Below are 20790 nucleotides of genomic sequence, written 5' to 3'. Positions count from 1 at the left end.
GATTATCAAACTAAAAACCTCTTAAACCTTCCCGTCTTCCCGTCTTCCTGTGAATCTCTCTCTTTCTTTCAGCGCGCGCTGCCGAGGTTGCGATCGCGTTCGTGGCCTTCCAGCATGAGGGTGGTCTCCTCGACGCGAAGGAAGCGGCCATCTGGTGCAAATTCGGCAAAAAGGTACACCTCCGTTCGGACCGTGGTGCCATCGGTTTTGACGACGGAGACCGTGTGACGATCGGCGTAGAGATTTCCCTGGGTCAATTCCTCGTGGACTTCCAGGCCTCCGCTCGCCACGACGCTGCGAAGGTGCGCCATGTGCTCGACGAACTCGGCGCGATTGGTCCATTGGCCGTCGGTGCGCTGGCGATACTCGGGGGAAAAGTGCCGATCGATGGCCTCCTGGAGGTCCAGGTCGGGCCTGAACAAGACGTCGTGGAGGGCCGCTTCGATGTTCGTGGTGCTCATGATGCAACCACGTTAAGCCGTGAGGCTCCTCGAAGCTGTCGCGTTGTTGCCAATCGATACGGCGAACGCGCCACGCGGATAGGTTTTCTTTCCTAGGGCCCGAAATACCGGCCTGGGGTCGTGCCGAGTGTGCGCCGGAACATGTCGATGAACGCGCTGACGTTGTCGTAGCCGAGATCCAGTGCGACCGCCGTCACGGGCTTCCCGTCGGCGAGCCATTCGAGTGCCCGCAGTAGACGCGCGCGCTGTCGCCAGGCGCCGAAGCTGAAACCCGTCTCGGCGATGAAGCGACGACTCAAGGTCCGCGATGGGATGCCTGCCCACTTCGCCCAGGCTTCCAGACGACGGCCATCGGACAGGTTGGCTGCAATGGCGTCGGTGATTCGCAGCAGGCGCGCATCGCGTGGCTGCGGCAGGCCAAGCGGCTCGCGCTCGGCCGCGCCGATCTCGTCCAGGATCACATGGGCGATGTGCACCTGCCGCGCGTCGAGTTCGGCCTTATTCCAGGTAGCGGCACGGCGTACCGCTTCACGCAACAGACTCGAGACCTTGATCGTGCAAGGCTGCGCCCCGAGCTCGGTGCAGGCGCCCTCGGCGATGTACACGCTCCATCCGGAAAAAGGGCCGTGCGAGCGCAACGAATGGGCACAGTGCGGTGGCACCCATGCGGCATGGCTCGCAGGAACGACCCACTGCTGCCCCTTCACGCCGACCGAAAGCAGCCCATTCATCGCGCCAAGCAACTGCCCTCGCGCGTGACTGTGCCATTTCGTCGAACGAGGGGTGGTCTGCCTGAGTTCGACGGCGAGCAGGAACGGGCCATCGGACGACGAGGCCAAAGATCGAGGGATGACGGGGGCGGGCATCGGCGCTGCGACCTATCGAATAAGGGAAACCGCCAAGACGCCAAGGTCGCCAAGATGGGGTGAGGTGCTCAAGGGCGAGGAGCGCCAGGTTCACGAACCTTACCCCTTGGCGCTCTTGGTGTCTTGGCGGTTTCTCCTTCGGAGGATCGCGCTCGCCCGTTCAACCGCCGAAGAAGGGCGCGACCGGCGTGCACTCGGTGGAGCTCGCGTGCTCCGGATCGAGCGCATTGAGCACCTCGCGCAGTGCGATGTGATCGAAGGCCAGCGCGATGTGATCCGCATGGTCGAGCGAGCACTTGTCCTGCACGTAAACGTTGGTCACGTTTTCGCCCGAGAGAAACTGCGAGGCCACGGGCGTGACCACCTGATCGTAGTGGGTCGCGATGACCGTGTAGCGAATGCCGGAAACGGTATCGGGCACGCTGTTCAGCTTCTTGATGAATGGCGAATCGAACTTTTGATCGACCCCGCCGGGCGCGAACTCGCCCACGATGTTGTACACGAAGGCCGCGAGCCCCGGAAACGCCTGCGTCAATGCATTCGCGAGGTGAAGCAGACCGCTCACGTCCGTGCCGTGGTTGTCCGGGGCGAGGCCGACCATGGAGTGCACCTTGGGCGCGCCACCGAGGAACTTGATGTAGTAGTTCGGCATCATCCCGCCCTGCGAGTGGCCCACGATGTCCACCTTGGGCGCGTGCGTCGCCGCGAGCACGCGGTCGACGAAGGCCGACAGCTCGCCCGCCGATTCGGTGATGGGGCCGAGCGCGTTCACCACACCCGCACTGAGGTTCGTGACGATGTTCGCTCCGAAGTTGAGAGCATAAACGCAATAGCGATTGTTCTTGAGCAGCGGCGAAAGCGCATTCCAATTGAGGCGCATGTTCGCGCCCGTGCCATGCACCAGCACCACGGGGTAGGGGTGTGCGGCGCTCGGAGCACAATTCCAGTCATTGGCACCGGGCGGCGGAGAGTCTGGGGCCGCGATGCCCGGCGCTGCTGCGAGCGCGTTGTAAACAACGGGCAAATCTGCGACCTCCGCAGCTTGCGCTTCCAATACATCGCCGCCGACGAAGGACACGCCCAATGCGATCAGGCCCGCGCACACGTACTTTCGCATGATTCCCTCCTTAAATACCGCCGCGTACTTCGTTTATCATTAATGTACGCGCGCGTACTTAATTTGCTAAATTTCGAATCGAAATGACCAAACCGTCGCAACGCGGCGCGGCAAAAATTCCCTATGTGCTTCCCCGCGGCACGCACCACTTGAGTCGAGACGTCGTGGAAGCGTCGCAGCGCGAGCGTATGCTCGATGCCATGACGGAATTGTGCGCCACCAAAGGATTTGCGCAGGTCACCGTGGCGGAAATTGTCGGATGCGCCAGTGTGGGCAAAACCACGTTCTACGAATTGTTCGACGACAAGGAGGCATGCTTCATCGCCGCCTACGATCGCGCCGTGCAGCAAGCCGTCGCCGTCATGCAGGCGCAAACGGAAGGCCGGCTGCGCCCCGAGGAACGCATTCGCGCGGCCATTCGCGCGATGTTGCGCTTCGTCGCGGAGGACGAACATCGCGCGAGGCTCTTACTTCTCGAACCCTTCGCCGCCGGCCCCGCCGCCACCGCCAGAATGATGGCCACCCACCGCATGGCCGAACGGATTTACATCCAGGGCCGCGCGGCAGCCCGCGCGCAATGGCCCGAATATCCACCCATCAGCGAGGTGCGCGCCCAAGCCATCATCGGCGCGATGAACGCCCCGATGACCGCGGCGGTTCAGGCGGGGCGCGCCCGCTCCGTGCTCGCACTGGAGGACGAGCTATTGCGCACCATCACGGCGATGGCGCTCGCGCCGTGAAGAGCCGCGCGGCCAGCCGCACCTTCGCCCGATCGGTGACCACGTAAAACGCCGGCACGACCACCAGGCTCAGGATCGTCGACACCGTGAGCCCGCCGAGCACCGCCGCGGCCATCGGGCTGCGCGTCTCGGTGCCCGGCCCGAGCCCCAGAATGGGGGGCACGGCGGCCATCATCGTCGCCACGGTGGTCATCAGAATGGGCCGCAGACGCAGCGGCCCTGCCTTTTTCATCGCCTCGGCGGCATCCAGATGTGGTTCCTGCTCGCGCACGTGGTTCGCATATTCGACGAGCAAAATGGCATTCTTTTTCACGATACCCATCAAGAGCAAAAGGCCAATCATGCTAAATAGATTGAGCGATTTGCCCGAAACCACGAGCCCCATCACCGCCCCGGCCACGGCCAGCGGAAGAATGGTCAGCACCGTGACGGGGTGAAGAAACGAATTGAACTGGCTCGCCAGCACCATGTACGCGACCAAGATGCCGATGCCGAGCGCGAACCAAAGGCCGCCCGTGGTTTCCTCGAGCTGCGAGGCCTGGCCCGTGGCCACCACGTGAATGCCCATGGGCAAGGCTTTGGCGAGATCCATCACCTTGGTCATGGCCTCCGCCTGCGAGTGCCCCGGCCCCACGTTGCCGTTGATGCTGATGGCGCGCTCGCGATCCAGATGGCTAATCGTCTGCAGCACGGGCTGCTCGCGTTGGGTCACCACCATGGACATGGGAACCAGCTGCCCGGTGGCGGCGCGCATCTGGATCAGCGAGAGATCTTCGGGCCGCGAACGCTGTGAGGCCAAAAGCCGCATGCGAATGTCGATGCGCCGCCCCTCCGTGGTGAACTTGCCCACGGTGTTGCCGCCCACCAGCGCGCTCACGGTGCTGCCCAAGTCGGACACCGAAATGCCCAGCTCCGTGGCCCGCGCGCGGTCCGGAATGATTTGCAGCTCGGGCGAGCCAATGCGGTAATCGGAGTTCAAATCCACCGCGACACCGCTGGCCTCGAGATCCTGCTGCAGCTTCGTCGACGCCGCGACCAGCTGGTCCCAATCCGAGCCGCGCACCGTGAAGGCCACCGGCGAGCCTTTGGCGGCGCCAAAGCTTTGCTGCGAAGGATCCTGAATGGATGCCTTGACGCCGGGAATGCCCGAGAGCTCTTTGCGCAGCACGGCCATGAGCTGCTGCGCGCTCGCTTTTCGCTTGTCCGGCGGCACCAGGTTGAGCGTGTACTGCCCATTGGCGGCCGAGAGCGTCACCATGGCGTGCTCGATCTCGGGGTGCTTCGCCAGGCGCTCTTCGACCTTCGCCAGGAGCGGCGCCGCCGCCTCGATCGACGAGCCGCCCTCCGTCTGCACGCGCACCGTGAGCCGGCTCTGATCCTGCGATGGCACGAACTCCGTCGGCACCAGCTTTACCAGTGCGAGCGACGCGCCCAGCACCGCGATGGCCGCCACCAGGACCGTGTTCGGCCGCTTCAACGCGGCGGCAATCACGCGCGCATAGAACCGCTCGAGCCACGAGAACGCGGCATCGGCCGCGCGCCCCACGCGACTTCGGCCTTCGCGGGACGTGGTGAGCATCTGCGAGCAGCGCGCGGGCGCCAGGGTGATGGCCTCGAAGTACGAGAGCATCACCGCCACCGAGAGGGTCACGCCGAATTGGAAGAAGAAGCGGCCGATGACGCCCTTCATGAAGACCACCGGCAAAAAGATGGCAATGACCGCCAGCGTCGCCGCCAGCGCCGCGAAGGTGATCTCCTTGGTGCCGTCGCTGGAGGCCTTCTTCTTGTCCTTTCCCATCTCCGCGTGGCGGAAAATGTTCTCCATGACCATAACGGCGTCGTCGACCACGAGGCCGACGGCCAGGGAGAGGCCCAGCAAGGTGAACGTGTTCAAGGTGAAGCCGAAGAAATAGACCACCGCGATGGTGCCGAGGAGCGACATGGGGATCGCGAGCACGACGTTCAGCGTGCTGGAGAGCGAGCCGAGAAAGAGCCAGCACACGAAGGCGGTGAGCACCACGGCCATGACCAGCTCGAGCTCGATCTCGTGGACCGATTCCTCGATGAAGGTCGTCGAGTCGAAGAGGATATCGACCTTCATCCCGTCGGGGAGGCTGCTCTGGATCTCGGCGATCCGCTGGCGCACGCCGGTGGCCACGGCGATGGCGTTGGTGCCGCGCTGCTTGAGAACGCCCAGCGCCTGAAACGGCACGCCGTCGAGCAAGGCGATGCTGGTGGCGTCGGCAAACCCGTCTTCGACGCTCGCCACATCCTCGAGGTAGACGGGGGCGGGCTTGGACCGTTTGATGACCAGGTGCCGGAAGCTCTCCAAGTCGAGCGCCTCGCCGAGCAGGCGCACGTCGAGCGCGCGCCCGCCGCTCATCAGCTGCCCGCCCGGCACCTCGACGTGCTCGCGCGAGATGGCGCTGATGATGTCGTTGGCGACGATGCCCTTTTCGGCGAGCTTGCTGGCGTCGAGCCAGATGCGTACGTTGCGGTCGACGACGCCGTTCAGGGTGATTTGCCCCACGCCGGGCACGGTCTGCAGGCGCTCTTGCACCTGGTAGCGCGCGGCATCGGCGAGCATCTGGCGCGAAAATGGCCCGGAAACGCCGATGGTCAGGATGGCCGTGTCGTCGGGGTTCGACTTGGAGACGGTGGGCGCCTGGACGTCCTTCGGGAGCGATCGCTGCGTCTGCGCGACGCGCGCTTGAATGTCCTGCAGGGCGAGGTCGACGTCGCGCGACATGTCGAACGTGGCGGTGATGCGCGCGCTGCCCGAGCGCGCCTGCGAGGCCAGCGATTGGACGCCCTCCACTTGGGAGATGGCCTGCTCGATGGGTTCGACGATCTGCCGCTCCACGGCGGGCGGCGAGGCGCCGGGCCAGGAGAGGGAGACGGTGATGTTCGGGTTGTCGACGTCCGGATATTGGCTCACGCCGATGCGGGTGATGGCCACGACGCCGAAGAGCACCGTGCAGGCCATGAGCATCCATGCGAACACCGGGTTCTTGATGGAGACATCGGTGATGTTCACGGCGCCGCGTCTCCGGCTCCGCGCCGCTTTCCGCCTCCGCCCTTGCCGCCGTCACGGTCGCGGGCCCCGGCGTCGAGATCGAGCGGAACCTCCGGTGCCGACGCATCCAGCGAGTCCACTTTGTTGGCCGTCACGCGCGCGCCGTTGCTCATCGACTCGACGCCGCGCACGACCAGCAGTTCGCCGGCCGAAAGCCCATTGCGGATTTCCACCCAGCCGTCCTTCGTGTTCATGCCCAGGGTGACCACCTTCTCCGCGGCGGCGTCGCCCTCGATGACGTACACCACGTAGCCATGGTCCGTCGCCCGCGTGGCCGCGCGCGGAATCACTGGGGCTTCGCGCCGGGCCCCCACGTCGATGGTCACGTCGCAGAACGAGCCCGGGCGCAGCCAATACCGCTTGCTGTCCGCATCGACCTGCGCGGTGACCGCCACGGTGTGCGTCGCAGGATCGGCGGCACCGGCCACCAGGGAAATTTTCGCCTTGTACTCGTTTTGCGTTTCCCGAATGGAGAAGTTCACGGCCATGCCCGGTTTGAGCCGCACGGCATTCTCCGGGTCCACCTGAAAGCGCAAGAGCAAGGGATCGGCCCGGAGCAACGTGGCCATCAGGTACCCCGTGTTGACGTATTGCCCGGTCTCTACGGTGCGCGTCTGAATGGTGCCCTCGATGGGCGCGCGCACGAAGGCGTCGCGCAGATTGAGCTGGGCGACCTTGAGCGCCTCCGTGGCCACCGCCGTGTCGGCCTTGGCGGTCAAGGTCTTCGTCTTGTAGGTCTCCAGCTCCTCGCCCGGGATCAGTCCCGGGTGGGCATCGCTCGCGCCCTGGCGTCGCGCCACCATGGCCTCGACGTCGCGTTGCGAGGCTTGCACCTTCTCCAGGCCTGCCTTCGCGCTGTTCACCGCGAGCTGGTAGCGCTCGGAGTCGATGACCACCAGCACATCGCCCTTTTTGACGTTCTGCCCATCGGTGAAGGCCACCTTGTCGACGACGCCCGCCACGCGTGCGGTCACCTCGACCCGCTCGAATGCCTCCAAGGTGCCGGGCGCCTGCACGATATAGTCGACGGTTTTCGACTGCACCGGCATCACGTCGACCGCGAAGGCTGTCGCCCCCCGTGCGCCGCGCGGCGCTCCGCCGGCGGATTTGGGCGGAGCGGGCTCCTCCTTTTTGCAGGCGATCAGCAGGACCAACGCCACGAGGACGAAAAGACGATGGCTCATGGCTCCGTCCCCCGATCGGCATCGAGCGGCCCGAAGCCAAGCGCGTTGCGCAGATCCAGGTAGGCCTGCTCCATCGCCAGCTTGGCCGATTCGCGGGTGACGTCGGCCTCGAATTGTTTGTCGTTGGCGTCGTTGACCTCGATGGCCCTCGCCAGGCCTTGTTTGTACAAAATGGCCGTCTCCTCCGAGTTTTTCTGCGCCGCGGTGGCCGCAGCCAAGGCCGCATTGAAGTTCTCCCGCGCCGCATGCAACGCGGCGAGCGCGAGCTCGATGTCGTTCTGCACCGACCTTCGCAGCAGCTTCTCATCGAGCCGCGAGCTCTCGAGCTGCGCCAGGCGCTGCCTTCGGTCGGCGTAGCGAAAGCCCGCATCGAAGATCTGCCACGAAAGGTTCAGCGCCACTTGCTCGTCGACGCCCTTTTCACCCGGCAGCGGATCGGGCACGAACCGGAGTTGACCCGATGCGCTGAGCGTGGGAATGAGCCGGTAGAGCGGCTCTTTGGCCGATGCCTGCAGGGCCTCGTTGCGTTCGTGGAGCGACTGCACGTCGGGCCTCCGATCCTGCGCCGCCCCCACCGCGTGCTCGCGTCGGTTCAGGGCGGTCTTCACCTGGTTGGCGCGCGATTGCTCGAAGCGCTCGGCCGCCTTGGTGGTGTTGTCCGGCGGAACGAGCGGTCCCTCCACCGTTTGTCCGACGAGAAAGGAAAGCTGAATGTACGCGCGGCGAACATTGCCTTGCGCATTGGCAATTTGCCCCTCCGACGTGGAGACCTGAAGCTGGGCCTTCGTCACGTCGTTGGTGCTGGCCAGCCCGGCATCGGCACGCGCCTGCGAGGTCTCCAGGTTGATGCGCGCGCTGTCGAGCTTGCGCCGCGCGGAGGTGAGCACATTCTCGGTGGTGAGCGCTTGAATGAAGGCTTTGGCGGTCTCGAACGCGAGCTGCCGTTTGTCCTGCGCGGCGCCCCATTTTTCCGCCTCGCGATTGTGGCTTTGCTGCGAATACTGCGGAAACGCACTCGGGTTGAGCAGCGGCTGCGTCAAGGTCGCCGTGCCGCTGTTCGTCGGGTTGGACCGCCCCGTCGCGTCCGGTCGAACCACACTCGATCCTTGCGCAGCGAGCGTCGGGAAGAACGCATCCCGCGCGCGGTCGAGTTGGCCCTGGGCGACCTCCACACGCAGCGGCGCCTTCTGCGCGCGCTCGTTGTTTTGAAGGGCGAGGCGCACGGCATCCTCGAGGCGAAGGGGGCTCGCGGCGGCCGCCACCGAAGGCCAGAGCAACACGAGAAAGCCGAATAGACGACGTTGCCAGATCACGAAATCGTTCTCCGTATTATGGTTCGAGCATGCGCTCTGCCGCGATGGTCTTCGCGCTTCTGACGCCTCTCACGCTCGGCACGGGGGCGACGACGCTCGGCGCCTGCTCGTCGTCGAACACGGATTGCACGTGCGCCGTCGAAACCAACGGCCAGGGGCGCATCCTCGCATGCGGCGAAACGGCGTGCGTGGGCGGCGTGACGACGGCGTGCGGCGACAAAAGCCAAGTCGTTCAAGGAGGAGCTTGCACGGCGACGGCACCGCCGCCGGAGTCGCCGGGATTCGACGCCGGAGGCACGCCGAATCCCACGCCGGACCGAAGCTGCGACGATTTGCGCACCTACTGCAGCACCAGTTGCACCAACCCGGCTTCGGTCGCCGCGGATTGCCAGGCCACGGCCAGCGCGGGCGATCCTCCATCGTGTGCGACATGGCCATGGACGAACGGCGTGGTCTGCCGTCCGTGACAGCGAGGTCCGAGGCCTCATTTGCCCCGTATCTTCGCCAAAATCGACGCAGGTGTCACCCGCGCTGAAGCGCGACCGCTCTCGTAAAGTTGCGTAAGGTTAGTAGAGATCCCGAGAAACCTTGGCGACGGGTACCACGGTGTCGTAGGCCGCGCCCACGACGTGAACGTGGAATCCTTCAGGCTTGCCCTTCGGCCTGAAGGCGAGAACCTTGGGCTGCCCGGCGGTGACATGTGCCGTCGCCGCAACCGTCACCGCATCGCCGTGGTGATCGAGCGCGGCGACGCGCACGTCTCCGAGGTCCTTGGGGCTCCGCACGACGATGCGCACATCGTCCTTGCACGTGGCGACGGTGGTCGAAAGCGGTGGTGGCTCCGGCGCCGCCACGAAATACGAGGCTCCCCACGGTGCCTTTTTCCCTTGGGCCTCGCGGGCCTGCTCGTCGTTCAATCGATCGGAAAGGGACGTGGCGATCTCGTACCCCTTGGCGACGGGGCCGACCATCACCCGGGGCTCGCCACCCACGTCCACCACGAAGGCCGCGAGGCGCGGGGACTCCGCACCGAGGTGCGCGACCTCGCCGGCATTGGTGAGCGTGAAATAGTCGGCCACGAAGTCGGCGTCGGCCTCGGCCCCATGGCCGCGATCCGGGAACAGGTCGAAGTACCACCCGGTGAACGACGGCGGCCCGCCGGAATCGCCGAGGCCCTGGGGGGCATATTCGGTCACCATTCCCAACCAACGCCGCTGCGGCTCGGAAAGCGGCGCGCCGGAAAGTTCCGTGACCACGATGGATCGCAACGTGGACAGCACCGTCTCGACCCGCGAGAAATACCGCGCCGCCTGCGGATCGATGCGTTTGGCGGCGCGCGCATACGCGATCAACGCGTCGTAGGTGCCCAGTGCGGGCTCCACCCATCCGTCCGGGATTTCGCAGCCCCACGAGTCATATCCTTGTCCGGCGACCAAAACGTAATTGTGCCGGATTTGCCCATATCCAACCAGCGCGCTGTTGAGTCGCATATCCGCATAGGCGTCCTTTTTCATGAACGAGGGCAATACCCCGCGCGGTGTCTCGGCCAGCCGCTCGACAGCGCGGAGCCAAAGACCATAAAGGTCACCCTTGCCCGCCACCGCACCATGAAATTGCGTGCGAGCCTTGCCCAGCGCCGCCTCGAGCCCCGGCACCTTGTCCGCGAGGTACGCCGCCGCGCGATCGTGGCCCAGGACGAATCCCACGTCGCCCGCCCCCAGATGCGTGCGATTTGGAAGCGCATCGTGCACGACGGCGGTGAGCGGAGCGATGTCGGGGACGATGCGCGGGCCAAAGAGCGTGGCGATGGCCGGCAGCACCGTTGCATCTTGCGGCATGTAATGGATGCGCGCATGCCGCTGAAACCCCTGGCCGATGGCCGCTGCGAGCTTCGGTTGTGCGTTGGGGTCGTTTGGGCCGATCCCTGCTTTTCGCGTCAGGTTCAGAAGGTCGAAGATGGAGACGTCTTCCCGTGCACCCGCGAATGTCGAATACACCGTTTCGAATGCGCGGATGTCGTCGAGAACACCGGCGCGCGCAGCGAGATCGGCCAGGGCGAGAGCATCTTTTGCCTCCCGCGGCGTCTCCGTCGGATCCGGGCTCGCACCGGGCTGGGAGCTCCGGCACGAGCGCGACACCAGATTGAACTCGAGGCGGGAGAGCCACATCATCGACCGGAAATATTGCTCCAGGGTGACGTAGCTGGAGTCCGGCCCAATTCGGTCGGCCCCATTGGTGGCGTAGTGTCCGCGCGGTGCGAACTGTCCAAAGTCGACGACCCGCGTTCGTCCGAAGAGCTCCACGTCCGCGAGGCCCTCGGCACCGAATCCTCGGTGCGCGAGGTCGGAGATCGGCTCCTCGTTATCGAAAAGCGATACCGGCTTGTCCGAAGCGTACCCGTGCAGAAGCGCGTACGCCACCCCCAGGTAGACATCGAGATCGCCCGCGGTCTCCTTTCCGTAGATCGCGCGGGCATTTCGCAGCGTCTTTCGCAGGCGGTCCAGTGACTTCACGAGCTTTGGGCCGAGCTGCGATATTTCGATATCCCGAAGGAGGACGCCGTTACCTCGGAATATAGTATGCAATATCGAATCGATGCTCACGTAAACGGGAAGCTGCTCCTGGAATATATTGTGGTACGCGAGCATGTACGTCGAGTTCGTGAAGCGGTCGAGCGCCACGAAGCCGTTGGTGCGAAGTCGCTCTTTTTCCTCGGCCGTAAAGTGCAGATGCGCAGCCACATGATCCATGTATTGGACCGGCCTCGATCCATCCCACGGCTTGGAGGCTTTGGACGCTAGCGCGGGGGTTGGACGGGCTGCGCGCATTTCGCGCTCGGCTCGGGCGATGTTGGCATTCGCGACGAAGCAGAGGTCCTTCGGGTCCGGTGGTGTGTCGACGCTGGAGCAAGCCATGGTGCCCTCGGTGTCTCCGCAGATGGCCCAATCGGGAGGAGGGGAACGCCGTGGGCCCGGTGGCGGCTCGACGCGTACGCTCGGGGGAGGTACCGGCTGCCCACCGGGAAGTGCCTCCCCAACGGCCGCGGGGGTCGCCGCGCAGATTTCCTCGCGTGTGAGCTCGGCTGGCGCCGGGGCCTCGGCATCTTCCGCGTGCGAAGGGGCCGCCGCGGGAGCACGCGAACAATCGGATGCCACAACCGCAACGAGAGCGAGGCAGGCGAAACGTCGGCACGACGAGGGCAGGTGGGTCATGGTGGTTTCCAGGTATTTGTCGTCTCGGTCCCGAATCCGTCATACGGGCGGGTCGACACGTTCGAAACCGACGAGGCCTGCGTTTTTGCTTGTCGCGATGCTTGGCGGTGACTAACTCCGAGCGCCATGCCATCTCGATTCGCCTTCGCGACCCTCGGTGCCGTTGCCTTCGCCCTTGCCGCCTGCGGAGGTTCCAACGCGCTGCCAACGCGAGAAGCGCGAGCACCGATGCCGCGCACGGGCGCCTCGAGGGGGGTGCACCAGCCCGAGCTCGCGGATTTGCTCGAGCGCCATTGGGAGTGGTACCTCGTCGAGAACCCGGACTCGGCGACCAATTTCGGTGAGCATCGGTTCGACGATCGCCTCCCGGACATCTCCGCCGCGCACCGTGCGGATGCCCGCGCGCGCCAGCACGCGTTCCTCGACGAGGCCAAGGCACTTCGCGCCCGCCGCAGCCTCTATCCGACGGACGCGGTCACCTTGGACGAGCTGGTGGGGCAATTGGAAGCGTCCGCCGGTGCCGACGATGCGTGCCGCCTCGAAGAGTGGAATGTCGCCGCATCGGCCAATCCGTTCGATGCGTGGAACACCTTGCCCGATTTTCAATCCTCGAACACGGTGGCGGAGGCCAAAAAGCTGCTCGCCCGCTATCAGGCCGTCCCCGCATGGATCGAGGCGAGCATCGAGAACCTCTCGCGCGGGGCCCGCGCGGGAATGTTCGCCAACGCGATGTCGGCGATCATCGCACTTCGCATGGTGGACGGTCAGCTCGCACAGCCCGATTCGAACTGGGCATTGTCAGCGCCCAAACGAGCCGGGCATGCGAATTGGTCCGAGGCCGAGCGCCAATGGTTCGACGCCGAGATCACCGCGGCCGTCGGCGCGATTCGCAAGGCCGCCACGCGGTGGCGCGAATTCGTCGCGACGCAGCTCTTGCCCAACGCGCGCCCCGACGCGCGGGGAGGCTTGCGCGACGTTCCCGGTGGCGTGGCCTGTTACGCGGGGCTGATTCGCCGACACACCAGTCTTTCGCTGGACGCCGACGAATTGCACCAGCGCGGGCTCGCCGAAACGGCCCGGGCCAACGAACAGATGCGCGCGCTCGGGACGGTGCTTTTCGGCACGAATGATCTGGCCACGGTGCTGCGCCATCTGCGGAGCGATCCCTCGATGTTCTTCCGCACGGAGGACGAAATCGAGAAAAAGGCCATCGGGAGTCTCGCGGCGGCCAAAGCGAAGGTACCGCAGTATTTCGGTCTTCGGCCCAAGGCCGACTGCGTCGTGCGCCGTGTTCCCGATTACAGCGCGCCGTACACGACCCGCGCTTATTACCGGTCGCCGAACCCCGATGGCTCCAAGCCCGGCGAGTATTTCGTCAATACGTACCAGCCGACGACGCGCCCTCGCTACGAGGCCGAGGCACTCGCGTACCACGAGAGCATTCCCGGTCACCATTTGCAGATTGCCATTAGCCAAGAGCTCCCCGAGCTGCCCTCCTTTCGCGCATTCTTGGGATATCCGTCGTACTGGGAGGGCTGGGCACTCTACGTCGAGCGCGTGGCGGACGAGATGGGGCTGTACACCGCCGATCTCGACCGCATGGGGATGCTCAGTTTCGATGCATGGCGCTCCTCGCGCTTGGTCGTGGACACGGGTCTGCACGCGAAAGGCTGGAGCCGGGAACAAGCGGTGACTTACTTGCTCGAACATACCGCGCTGCCAGAAAACGACGTTCGCAACGAGGTCGATCGTTACATTACGTATCCGGGGCAGGCGCTCGCGTACAAAGTCGGCCAGGGGGTGATCCTGGGGCTTCGGGAAGAAGCCCAAAAGAAGCTGGGAACGCGCTTCGACCTCAAGGGCTTCCACGACGCGCTCCTCCGGCCCGGCAAGGTCTCGATGCCCACCCTCGAGAAACTCGTTCGCGATTGGATCGCAAACCAGCCGTGAGGGATACCACAACCTCAATATTCACAAGATGCGAGTCGTCCGCGACACCATCACCGCAGCGGGGGGGATCCCTATCTACCTACCCACCTACAGCCCCGAATTGAATCCTATCGAAAGGCTCTGGGCCGATATGAAGCGACAGCTACGAACGCTCGCTCTCAACATCGACTCCGAGCTCCTTCACGCCATCCGTCGACTCCGAGCCTCAACTCCGATCGCTAAAATCGCGGGCTGGTTTCGCCATTCCATTGCTGAGGCTCAGAAAACTGATTACGGTGTTAATAGCGGATCACTCGCCATCCGCCGCGTCACCGGAGTCCGCCGCGTCGCCCGCGTCCCCGGTATTGCCCGCGTCATAGGATGGTGAGGAGCAATACGGGGGGCACGTGTATTTCGGTGGGGGCTGGCACGTCCAATTGGACTTGTCGTCGCAGAAGAGGCCCTCGTCGCACGCGGAGTGGCCCCAGTCGCCACATCGCTCGCCCTGCCTCAATGTGTTCGAGCACCCCGCGATGGAAACGAGAGCCCAGCCCACCGAGAGAAACGCAACGACGTATCGCATGGCTGGAACATGTCACTGGGCGCGCCGGCGACCAAATGACAGCAAATGACACCAGGAGCGGCTCGATCAGCGACCCAGCTTCGTCCGCCCGTCTTCCTCGTGGGGAGGGCCGCCCTCGCTGCCGCTGCCGCTGTCGCTCCCACCGGGCCAGCTGCCCGGGGCGATGCGATCGGGCCAGTTGTAGATGACCAGGCGAACGTGGCGCTGCGAGAACGGCGTTTCGAAGGGCCCGGTGGGGTTCGAGCGATCGATGGCGTGCAGGGCGAAGCCCTCTTTGATGGGCACGAGGAGCACGGCGCCGGTTCCGGGCGGGGCGCCGGCGACCACGCCCATGGCCACGAGGTTTCGCTTGCGGAGGGCGGTGCGGAACATCTGAAAATCCACGCGATCGTCGGCGCTCAGGGCGGTGACGATCCAGTAGAGACCGGTGTTCGGATCGGGCGGGGCGAGCTCGCGCTGGGAGGCCACGCCCACCACCCGAAGGACACCCGGCACCGGATCGGCCTTGAGCGGGCGCCCGTTGGCCCGGGCGAATCCATCGACGGGGCGCACGATGACATCGATGTTTCGTTCGGGCGGGGAAGGGGCCACGAAGAGCCTGTCGGCCCTCGAGCTCGACCCGTTGCGTTCTTTCGCGTCAGGACGGCAGCAACGGCATGGCCAGCCCGAGGTCCACACCCAGCTTCGTCACCGTCGCAAGCACCGTCGAGCGCTCTTCATGGCGAACGCCCAGGTGGCGAAAGGCCCCGTCCCACTCCGTTTCCGAGAAGACCCTCCAAAGCGCGTGCGTCTCCGGGCGCGCTTTGTACATGGCCCGCACGTAGACGGAGGACGTCACCACCGCACCCAGCACGCCGAGAACCCGCGGCGGCATTCGATTCAGGCGCTCGCGTTGTGGGATCGTCGACGCCCCGCCCTGCGTGTACACGAGCACCGCATCGACGCGCGGCATGTGCTGCACGCGGTACTTCAAATACGCGTCCCACTCTTCGTCGGTCGGCGATGATGGCGAATAGACATTGATGCTCAACCGACCGACCAACACGTACGCCATCGACCCCATCCCATCTCGACGGATATCACGGATGGCGGTCCAATTTGCCCGCGGTAGCAATTTTGTACTCTTCAAGCCCACCCATTCGAAACGGTTGTGGTGACCACACGCGTGCCTGGCGCCACCCCTACTTGGCACTTCGTGCGCCACGATTGCGCCACTTCTGCCACGTGGGGCCGTCGTACAGCAGCGGGATGAAGACGCCGCCCACGACGGATCGGGCCTGAAAACCGCGCTGGTGCGCGTCGGAGGTCATGAACCAGTCGGACATGGGGACGCGATCGGGGGTGTCGTTCAGGAACTGGGCCACGGGTGCCACCAGCGTGTCGAAGTCCGCGCGGTTGCCCGTGAGGGTGGCGGTCCAAATCGTCCAATCGAGCTTGGTGTACGTCTCGCGGTTGTCGAGGGGGAGCCCATACGCGAGCATGCGCGTGCGCGCATAGGCAAGTTCCTTTTGCGCCACCGAATCGGGGAACAAGCCCAGGCCGAGAATGCGATCCCAAACGAGGTTGTATTTCTGGCTCCACGTGCCAGCCTTGTCGAAGGCTAGCCGCGTGTGGTCGCCGTCGTTCGCCTGCTCGAGCCACTTGGTGGCGAAATCCTTGGCCACCCCGCGCACGCGCGCCGCCTCCTCGGTCATGCTCCGCGCTTCGAGCAGTTGTGCATAGGCCCCGAGCGCGACGATCGCCTTGGCCGAGAGGTTCACGTTGTGGGCGAGGTGACCGGCAAAGTCGTCGGTGCAGAGCTGACTGCCCGGATCGAATCCCGTTTTCTCCAGGTACGCGCTCCATTTGACCAGCAAGCTCCAATACCGAGTTGCAAAGTCGGTATTGCCCTGCGCCTTCGCCAGGGCGGCGAACAGGAGCACCATGTTGGCCGACTCTTCGACGGGCATTTGATTCTCTTCACTGGTCTCACCGCCGCCGTACACTTGGCCATTGGCAATGGGGTACGTGCCGAGATCGTGCGGGGCGAAATCGAACCTCCAACGTGTCGAAGCCGCATAATCCGCGATGGGCGCGAGCATGCCTTCGAGCAAGGTCGGATTGAGGAGAAGGTACAGCGGCGCGGACGGATAGGTGACGTCCACCGTGGCGATGCAGCCATTGCTGAAGTTCTCCTTCGAGAAGAACAGCGGTTTGCCATCGGCACCGGCGACCAGCTTGTGCGCGGCCATCGCTTGCCGGTAGGCGAGGGCGCCGATGCGCACCAAATTGGCCCCGCCCGCGTGCTCGAGGTCCTCGACGAAGTCGGCGTCGAACGCCTCGCTCCGCGTGCGCAAGGCGGCATAGTCCGATTGCGCGGCCTTCACGAGATCGACCGCGCCGGCGCCGTTTCGGCGCCAATAGGGCCGCAGGCGGGTGCCCATGTGCTCGATGGCGTATTCGTCGTCGTAGGCAAGGAGCAAGGTGCGCGAGGTCCACTCCGCGCCCACGCCCGGGAGGGCGAACGTGGTCGCCATGACCGGCCACGCGTCGTTGGCGGCCCGGGGTTTTCGCGGGTCGTCGCTGCCGGGCAGCTCTTGATTGGCCGCAAAGGCACCGCGGGTGTCGACATCGGCCGCGACCACCTGCTTCACGCCGGGGGCCGCGGGCGCGGCCTGGTGGAGGTAGCCCCAGTCGATGCGCAGATTGTCGCCCTTCTTTTGCAGCACCGGCTGCTCGACGGTGCCCATGCGGTGCACGAGCATGCCGTCGACCGTCACGGCGTCCCAGGTGACCTGCTGCGAGGCCGTATCGACCACGGATTCGGCCGAATTGTCGAAGTACACGGCGACGTCGTGCGGCTTGCCGTCGTTCGCGCGCACCTCCCAGGTGACGTACGACGCCGAGCGCGAAAACACGTCCAGATCGTCGGTGAGGCGCGGGCTGAGAAACGTGAGCCGCACATTGACGTTGGCCGCAATGAACTCGTAAACCGTGCGCGTGGGGGTGACCTTGACGCTGGTCTGCGTTGCACAGGGCACGCCGTCGGGGGCGAGGCCCATGAGCCGGTAGCTCCGCCCGTCGACGCGCACCATGCTCTCCAAGGCTTGCGTGGAGCCCGTCCAATGGCGGGGCCAGCTCTGACAGAGATTGTCCGAGAAGGACCAAATGCTGAAATACGGGTCGGAGGCAATGAGAGGATACGCCGGTGCGCGCCACGCTTGAATGGCCGGGGGGATGAACGGCGGCGGCGTTTCGGCGGCGGAATCGCCTCCGGCCTCGAGCGCCGATTGGGCACTGTCACCTCCCGCATCGAGCGCCGATTGCGCCCCACTGTCGTCCTGGCCGTTCGAACGAGCCGGCGAGTCCGTGGAGGAGCATGCCGCCAACGCGGCCATGGTTGGAAGTGCGGTGGCGAAAATGGCAATGCAGCGTTTCGGCGGAGTGGGGTTCATGCGCGTGGTCGCAGCATAATCCTTTTATCGCGCCGGCGAAGAAGATTGCCAAATTGGATGATAGCTCGGATGAATCAAATTCGTTCGATCGGTAGTAAGTCTGGAATCGGGACACCGCATGATCACGGCGATCATGCATACATGATCGCCGTGATCAGGGGACGCGATGCCATTCCTCGACGTGCAGCGACTCTCGAATTTGCAATTCTCATTTCGCGAAGGATTGATGTCCTGAATGCCCCAAAGCTCGTTTGCGACCGTACGTCGGATGACTTTCGCCGATTCGTTGGCGCGAATTGGCCCACTCGCCCCGCCGTCTGGTAGGGGATCGGCATGCGGAAACACTTCTTCTTGGCTTCGCTTCTCGTGGTTTTCGGGGTTGGCACGGGTTGCTCGCAATCGATGCCCGGCCAGGCCGCGACGCCGCTCGGGCATTGGGAACCTTCGAAGCTGGCGGCCGACCGCCGCGCGAAGTTCGAGCAGCTCGTCCCCAAGTTGGACAAGCTCTTTTCGGACGAGCAGCGGGGCAGCCACGTTCCGGGAATGGGCGTCGGCCTCGTCGTCGGCGGGGAGGTCGTCTATGCCAAAGGCTTCGGCCTTCGTGATGTCGAGCGGCAGCTCCCGTTCGAGGCCGATACACCGTTTCCCATCGCGTCGGTCACCAAGAGTTTCACGGCGATGACGGTCTTGCGGCTGCGTGACGAAGGAAAGCTCGATCTCGACGTGCCGGCCGAGCGCTACTATCCGCCCCTGGGTCGGATTGCGCGGGCCACACGGGACTCGCCGGCCGTGACGTTGCGCATGCTTCTTTCGCACGGGAGCGGCATGCCGGAGGACAATCCGTGGGGCGACGTGACCGAGCATCTGAGCGAGCAGGATCTCGCGCGGATCTTGGATGGCGCCACCATGTCGCGGGCGTCGGGGACGGCGTTCGAATATTCGAATCTCGCATGGGGGGTCATCGGTCGCATCGTCGAGCGGGTGAGCGGGATGCCCTTGCGCGAGGCCATCCGGCGCACGGTGTTCGAACCGCTCGGCATGACCCGCACCGACTGGAGCCCGAGTGCGTTCGCGAAGGGAACCGTTGCCGTGGGCTACCGCGGCCACGATGGAAACGAGGACATGCTCGCGTCACGCGAGATCGCCCCGCCGGCGGAACTCGGTGTTCTGGATGCGGCCGGGAGCATCCATACGACGGTGCGCGATCTGTTGCGCTACGCCTCGTTCCACGTGTCGGCCTGGCCAGCGCGCGACGAGGCCGAGCGCGGCCCCCTTCGACGGAGCAGCGTGCGGGAGATGCAACAAGGGATACGCGCCCTCGGCCAGAACGAGTACGTGCACGCCTTGACTCTGCGTTCGCCGCCCGCGATGGCACGCTTTCAGGACGGTCATCTCCGGGTCGACTCCCCCGCGTACGGCTTCGGTCTGTTCTCGCACCGCACGTGCGAGGAGGACGTTCAAGTCGACCACACCGGCGGCCTTCCCGGGTACATCACGGTGTTGACGATGGTGCCGCAAAAGGGCTTTGCGCTGGTGGTCTTTCTGAACGACGAGCGCGCAGCGGTGCGCTTGGCCGCACGCACCTTGCGCATGCTGCGCGAGGCGGACCTTCTCACCGCGCCCCGCATCGATCCCGTGCCGGAGATGGCCGCGGCGCCGGCAACGGTGGGCGAGCTCATGTCGAATTGGAACGACGCGCGGGCGCGCGGGCTGTTCGAACCGACGTTCTTTCGGTATCAGAGCCTCGATGCCTTCCGGGAGCGGATCTCCCGGCTCGCCCGTGAACATGGCACGTGCCGCCTCGACGGCGAGCCGCAATTCGTGAACCGCATGCGCGGCCGGTGGCATGTCGCGTGCGAACGCGGATCCATCACCTTTGCCGCCGGGCTGGGGCCGGGACCGAAGCCGCACCTGCAGGCGCTCGAATTGCGCGAAGACTTTCCGCCCAGCCCCGCGCTCCGGCGCGCAGGGGAGGCGAGCGTGGAGCTTCTCGCGCACTGGGACGACAACACCGCCGCGGCCTTGTTCGCGAAGGACGCGGAGCTCCCGCGCATCAAAAAGACGTTCGCCCAGCTGTCGCTCGCGCACGGCCGCTGCGGCCTCGAGCGAGCCGTCGAGAGCGATGGCACATCGCGCGCGACCTTCGCGCTCACCTGCGCGGATGCGCCCATGGAATGGACCGTATCGCTCGACGCCGCGGGCCGTGCGACGGATGCGGCCGGCCGATCGCCGCGTTCCGAAGCCGCCCCGAACTGCGCCGAATAGATAGATATCCGGCGCACCAAGCCACTGCGTCGCGCGGCCGTCGAAATGACACACGAGCCGCGCGGGGCAGTTCACCGGACGTACGACGCGGCAACGTCCGCATTGCGAACAACGTCGTTCGAGATTCCCATGGCGGCGTCTACATCAAGTCGATCGCGGGCCGCCCGCTCGCCACGATCGAAATCGTGGACAACGCCTCCAATGTCACATTTCCCCCGGGAACGACGCCGGGCTGCTCGTAGCGGGCCCCACGTCTTTACTTGGAAGAGTCCGCGAGAGCGTGATTCATCAAGTTGGCATATTGGCCATCCCAGTTACGGCATCGTGTCCTTTTTCATCCCGCGATGGCCGGTGCGCGGCGGATGAGTATGGCGCACGGAGCACGGTAATATCGTTTCAAACGATTTACGTGACGGCAACGTGTGCCTTGGACATTTGGCTAACGCGGTTTTGGATCGAGCTCGACGAACGAAATGCCGTCTGGCGCGCCATGACGTCTCCTATCGTGCATATGGTCTGCAATGCCAATTTGACCCAACATCATTGAGTGAGTCGAAAAATCTGTTTGTGTTCGGCTTTCTTACGCGTAATAGATGTTGAGATCAGTCAA

15 protein-coding genes are annotated in these 20790 nt (G+C 64.9%); 4 read left to right on the top strand and 11 right to left on the bottom strand.

The window, feature by feature from the left end; genetic code table 11:
• Positions 1–68 precede the first annotated feature (68 nt).
• The 3 genes from LVJ94_20435 to LVJ94_20425 all read right to left on the bottom strand — a co-directional run bounded on the left by LVJ94_20435 (position 69) and on the right by LVJ94_20425 (position 2444).
• Complete coding sequence (locus LVJ94_20435) at positions 69–461, bottom strand: nuclear transport factor 2 family protein (protein WXB09586.1); 393 nt, start codon at positions 459–461, stop codon at positions 69–71.
• Positions 462–553: 92 nt separating this feature from the next.
• Positions 554–1300, bottom strand: a complete 747-nt coding sequence (locus tag LVJ94_20430) for a helix-turn-helix transcriptional regulator (GenBank protein ID WXB09585.1) — start codon at positions 1298–1300, stop codon at positions 554–556.
• 187 nt (positions 1301–1487) lie between these two features.
• A complete protein-coding gene (locus tag LVJ94_20425; protein WXB09584.1) occupies positions 1488–2444 on the bottom strand; it encodes an alpha/beta fold hydrolase in 957 nt (318 codons plus the stop codon).
• An 83-nt stretch (positions 2445–2527) separates the two neighbouring features.
• Here LVJ94_20425 and LVJ94_20420 point away from each other — a divergent pair, with 83 nt between their 5' ends.
• A complete protein-coding gene (locus LVJ94_20420; protein WXB09583.1) occupies positions 2528–3184 on the top strand; it encodes a TetR/AcrR family transcriptional regulator in 657 nt (218 codons plus the stop codon).
• Here the strand turns inward: LVJ94_20420 and LVJ94_20415 are convergent.
• From LVJ94_20415 to LVJ94_20405, 3 genes are read right to left on the bottom strand one after another with little or no spacing between them, the layout of a single operon-like run.
• Positions 3159–6221, bottom strand: coding sequence for an efflux RND transporter permease subunit (locus tag LVJ94_20415; GenBank protein WXB09582.1), 3063 nt, complete (start codon positions 6219–6221; stop codon positions 3159–3161). The genes LVJ94_20420 and LVJ94_20415 overlap by 26 nt on opposite strands.
• Positions 6218–7444, bottom strand: coding sequence for an efflux RND transporter periplasmic adaptor subunit (locus LVJ94_20410; protein ID WXB09581.1), 1227 nt, complete (start codon positions 7442–7444; stop codon positions 6218–6220). Before LVJ94_20410 ends, LVJ94_20415 begins: the two co-directional genes overlap by 4 nt.
• Positions 7441–8757: a TolC family protein gene (locus tag LVJ94_20405; GenBank protein WXB09580.1), complete on the bottom strand. Its 1317-nt coding sequence runs from the start codon at positions 8755–8757 to the stop codon at positions 7441–7443. Before LVJ94_20405 ends, LVJ94_20410 begins: the two co-directional genes overlap by 4 nt.
• A gap of 29 nt (positions 8758–8786) precedes the next feature.
• On the opposite strand from LVJ94_20405, the gene LVJ94_20400 reads away from it, so the two are divergent.
• Positions 8787–9224: a hypothetical protein gene (locus tag LVJ94_20400; protein WXB09579.1), complete on the top strand. Its 438-nt coding sequence runs from the start codon at positions 8787–8789 to the stop codon at positions 9222–9224.
• A gap of 99 nt (positions 9225–9323) precedes the next feature.
• Here the strand turns inward: LVJ94_20400 and LVJ94_20395 are convergent, their stop codons facing one another.
• A complete protein-coding gene (locus tag LVJ94_20395) occupies positions 9324–11969 on the bottom strand; it encodes a DUF3160 domain-containing protein (protein ID WXB09578.1) in 2646 nt (881 codons plus the stop codon).
• A 126-nt stretch (positions 11970–12095) separates the two neighbouring features.
• Here LVJ94_20395 and LVJ94_20390 point away from each other — a divergent pair, with 126 nt between their 5' ends.
• On the top strand, positions 12096–13919 hold the full coding sequence (locus tag LVJ94_20390) for a DUF885 domain-containing protein (GenBank protein WXB09577.1): 1824 nt from the start codon (positions 12096–12098) through the stop codon (positions 13917–13919).
• Between the two features lie 289 nt (positions 13920–14208).
• Here LVJ94_20390 and LVJ94_20385 read toward each other — a convergent pair whose 3' ends face one another.
• The 4 genes from LVJ94_20385 to LVJ94_20370 all read right to left on the bottom strand — a co-directional run bounded on the left by LVJ94_20385 (position 14209) and on the right by LVJ94_20370 (position 17915).
• Complete coding sequence (locus LVJ94_20385) at positions 14209–14481, bottom strand: hypothetical protein (protein WXB09576.1); 273 nt, start codon at positions 14479–14481, stop codon at positions 14209–14211.
• A gap of 66 nt (positions 14482–14547) precedes the next feature.
• Positions 14548–15072: a hypothetical protein gene (locus LVJ94_20380; GenBank protein WXB09575.1), complete on the bottom strand. Its 525-nt coding sequence runs from the start codon at positions 15070–15072 to the stop codon at positions 14548–14550.
• A gap of 46 nt (positions 15073–15118) precedes the next feature.
• Positions 15119–15535, bottom strand: a complete 417-nt coding sequence (locus LVJ94_20375; protein ID WXB09574.1) for a hypothetical protein — start codon at positions 15533–15535, stop codon at positions 15119–15121.
• Positions 15536–15662: 127 nt separating this feature from the next.
• The gene (locus LVJ94_20370) at positions 15663–17915 is read right to left on the bottom strand and encodes a DUF4965 domain-containing protein (protein ID WXB09573.1); all 2253 of its coding nucleotides are present in this window, start codon (positions 17913–17915) and stop codon (positions 15663–15665) included.
• A 333-nt stretch (positions 17916–18248) separates the two neighbouring features.
• Here LVJ94_20370 and LVJ94_20365 point away from each other — a divergent pair, with 333 nt between their 5' ends.
• Positions 18249–20180, top strand: a complete 1932-nt coding sequence (locus tag LVJ94_20365) for a beta-lactamase family protein (protein WXB09572.1) — start codon at positions 18249–18251, stop codon at positions 20178–20180.
• Positions 20181–20790: the final 610 nt, after the last annotated feature.

It is taken from the genome of Sorangiineae bacterium MSr11367 (assembly GCA_037157805.1).
GTDB classification, from domain to species: Bacteria; Myxococcota_A; Polyangia; order Polyangiales; family Polyangiaceae; genus Pendulispora; species Pendulispora rubella.
Note: the sequence above shows the minus strand (reverse complement) of the source record. Positions and strands in the feature narration are given on the sequence as shown.

Coding starts and splice junctions, on each gene's coding strand:
- LVJ94_20435 (WXB09586.1), bottom strand. CDS start 461: ATGAGCACCACGAACATCGAAGCGGCCCTCCACGACGTCTTGTTCAGG.
- LVJ94_20425 (WXB09584.1), bottom strand. CDS start 2,444: ATGCGAAAGTACGTGTGCGCGGGCCTGATCGCATTGGGCGTGTCCTTC.
- LVJ94_20420 (WXB09583.1), top strand. CDS start 2,528: ATGACCAAACCGTCGCAACGCGGCGCGGCAAAAATTCCCTATGTGCTT.
- LVJ94_20410 (WXB09581.1), bottom strand. CDS start 7,444: ATGAGCCATCGTCTTTTCGTCCTCGTGGCGTTGGTCCTGCTGATCGCC.
- LVJ94_20400 (WXB09579.1), top strand. CDS start 8,787: ATGCGCTCTGCCGCGATGGTCTTCGCGCTTCTGACGCCTCTCACGCTC.
- LVJ94_20395 (WXB09578.1), bottom strand. CDS start 11,969: ATGACCCACCTGCCCTCGTCGTGCCGACGTTTCGCCTGCCTCGCTCTC.
- LVJ94_20390 (WXB09577.1), top strand. CDS start 12,096: ATGCCATCTCGATTCGCCTTCGCGACCCTCGGTGCCGTTGCCTTCGCC.
- LVJ94_20385 (WXB09576.1), bottom strand. CDS start 14,481: ATGCGATACGTCGTTGCGTTTCTCTCGGTGGGCTGGGCTCTCGTTTCC.
- LVJ94_20375 (WXB09574.1), bottom strand. CDS start 15,535: ATGGCGTACGTGTTGGTCGGTCGGTTGAGCATCAATGTCTATTCGCCA.
- LVJ94_20370 (WXB09573.1), bottom strand. CDS start 17,915: ATGAACCCCACTCCGCCGAAACGCTGCATTGCCATTTTCGCCACCGCA.
- LVJ94_20365 (WXB09572.1), top strand. CDS start 18,249: ATGCGGAAACACTTCTTCTTGGCTTCGCTTCTCGTGGTTTTCGGGGTT.